We start from the raw sequence: 2,806 nt of genomic DNA, 5'->3' as shown, positions 1-2,806 counted from the left end.
CAGTCTGCCGGCTGTGGGACGAGTCAGAAACCGTTGATGTAGGCGAAGGACATGCGAAAGGTCCGGCGTAGAGGGTAAGACCCCCGTAGCTGAAACATCAGCGGCTCGTTTAAGAGACACCCAAGTAGCACGGGGCCCGAGAAATCCCGTGTGAATCTGGCGGGACCACCCGTTAAGCCTAAATATTCCCTGGTGACCGATAGCGGATAGTACCGTGAGGGAATGGTGAAAAGTACCGCGGGAGCGGAGTGAAATAGTACCTGAAACCGTGTGCCTACAAGCCGTGGGAGCGTCGCACAAGGACTTGTCCTTGTGTCGTGACTGCGTGCCTTTTGAAGAATGAGCCTGCGAGTTTGCGGTATGTTGCGAGGTTAACCCGTGTGGGGAAGCCGTAGCGAAAGCGAGTCCGAAGAGGGCGTTGAGTAGCGTGCCCAAGACCCGAAGCGGAGTGATCTAGCCATGGGCAGGTTGAAGCGGAGGTAAGACTTCGTGGAGGACCGAACCCACCAGGGTTGAAAACCTGGGGGATGACCTGTGGTTAGGGGTGAAAGGCCAATCAAACTCCGTGATAGCTGGTTCTCCCCGAAATGCATTTAGGTGCAGCGTCGTGTGTTTCTTGCCGGAGGTAGAGCACTGGATAGGCGATGGGCCCTACCGGGTTACTGACCTTAGCCAAACTCCGAATGCCGGTAAGTGAGAGCGCGGCAGTGAGACTGTGGGGGATAAGCTCCATGGTCGAGAGGGAAACAGCCCAGAGCATCGACTAAGGCCCCTAAGCGTGTGCTAAGTGGGAAAGGATGTGGAGTCGCAGAGACAACCAGGAGGTTGGCTTAGAAGCAGCCATCCTTGAAAGAGTGCGTAATAGCTCACTGGTCAAGTGATTCCGCGCCGACAATGTAGCGGGGCTCAAGCACACCGCCGAAGTCGTGTCATTGCAGCAATACTCCTAACGGAGGCTGTGATGGGTAGGGGAGCGTCGTGTGCCGGGTGAAGCAGCCGTGGAAACGAGTTGTGGACGGTTCACGAGTGAGAATGCAGGCATGAGTAGCGATACACACGTGGGAAACGTGTGCGCCGATTGACTAAGGGTTCCTGGGTCAAGCTGATCTGCCCAGGGTAAGTCGGGACCTAAGGCGAGGCCGACAGGCGTAGTCGATGGACAACCGGTTGATATTCCGGTACCCGCTTTGAAACGCCCAATATCGAATCCATTAATGCTAAGGCCGTGAAGCCGGCCTGGAGTCTTCGGACAAAGGGACGTGGTGGAGCCGCCGATCCAAGGTGGTAGTAGGTAAGCGATGGGGTGACGCAGGAAGGTAGTCCAGCCCGGGCGGTGGTTGTCCCGGGGTAAGGGTGTAGCCCGTCATCCAGGCAAATCCGGATGACATGTGGGTGAGACCTGATGCCGAGCCGATTGTGGTGAAGTGGATGATCCTATGCTGTCGAGAAAAGCCTCTAGCGAGTTTCATGGCGGCCCGTACCCTAAACCGACTCAGGTGGTCAGGTAGAGAATACCGAGGCGTTCGGGTGAACTATGGTTAAGGAACTCGGCAAAATGCCCCCGTAACTTCGGGAGAAGGGGGGCCATTGCTGGTGATCCGATTTACTCGGTGAGCTGGTGGTGGCCGCAGAGACCAGCGAGAAGCGACTGTTTACTAAAAACACAGGTCCGTGCGAAGCCGTAAGGCGATGTATACGGACTGACGCCTGCCCGGTGCTGGAACGTTAAGGGGACCGGTTAGTCACATTTCGGTGTGGCGAAGCTGAGAACTTAAGCGCCAGTAAACGGCGGTGGTAACTATAACCATCCTAAGGTAGCGAAATTCCTTGTCGGGTAAGTTCCGACCTGCACGAATGGCGTAACGACTTCTCGACTGTCTCAACCATAGGCCCGGTGAAATTGCATTACGAGTAAAGATGCTCGTTTCGCGCAGCAGGACGGAAAGACCCCGGGACCTTTACTATAGCTTGATATTGGTGTTCGGTTCGGCTTGTGTAGGATAGGTGGGAGACTTTGAAGCGGCCACGCCAGTGGTTGTGGAGTCATTGTTGAAATACCACTCTGGTCGTGCTGGATGTCTAACCTGGGTCCGTGATCCGGATCAGGGACAGTGTCTGGTGGGTAGTTTAACTGGGGCGGTTGCCTCCTAAAGGGTAACGGAGGCGCCCAAAGGTTCCCTCAGCCTGGTTGGCAATCAGGTGTTGAGTGTAAGTGCACAAGGGAGCTTGACTGTGAGACTGACGGGTCGAGCAGGTACGAAAGTAGGGACTAGTGATCCGGCGGTGGCTTGTGGAAGCGCCGTCGCTCAACGGATAAAAGGTACCCCGGGGATAACAGGCTGATCTTCCCCAAGAGTCCATATCGACGGGATGGTTTGGCACCTCGATGTCGGCTCGTCGCATCCTGGGGCTGGAGTCGGTCCCAAGGGTTGGGCTGTTCGCCCATTAAAGCGGTACGCGAGCTGGGTTTAGAACGTCGTGAGACAGTTCGGTCCCTATCCGCTGTGCGCGTAGGAGTCTTGAGAAGGGCTGTCCCTAGTACGAGAGGACCGGGACGGACGAACCTCTGGTGTGCCAGTTGTCCTGCCAAGGGCATGGCTGGTTGGCTACGTTCGGAAAGGATAACCGCTGAAAGCATCTAAGCGGGAAGCCTGCTTCGAGATGAGGACTCCCACCCCCTTTGAGGGGTTAAGGCTCCCAGTAGACGACTGGGTTGATAGGCCAGATATGGAAGCCCGGTAACGGGTGGAGTTGACTGGTACTAATAGGCCGAGGGCTTGTCCTCAGTTGCTCGCGTCCACTGTGT

General features: G+C 56.2%; 1 rRNA gene (cut by a window edge). It reads left to right on the top strand.

The features are described from left to right. Positions 1-2,784: ribosomal RNA gene (locus ACFWJW_RS37485) — 23S ribosomal RNA — on the top strand (it extends 151 nt beyond the left edge of the window). The last annotated feature ends 22 nt before the right edge of the window (positions 2,785-2,806 follow it).

Source organism: Streptomyces sp. NPDC127097 (genome assembly GCF_042724075.1).
In the GTDB taxonomy this organism is placed as follows: domain Bacteria; phylum Actinomycetota; class Actinomycetes; order Streptomycetales; family Streptomycetaceae; genus Streptomyces.
This window is presented reverse-complemented; position numbering and strand designations above follow the sequence as displayed.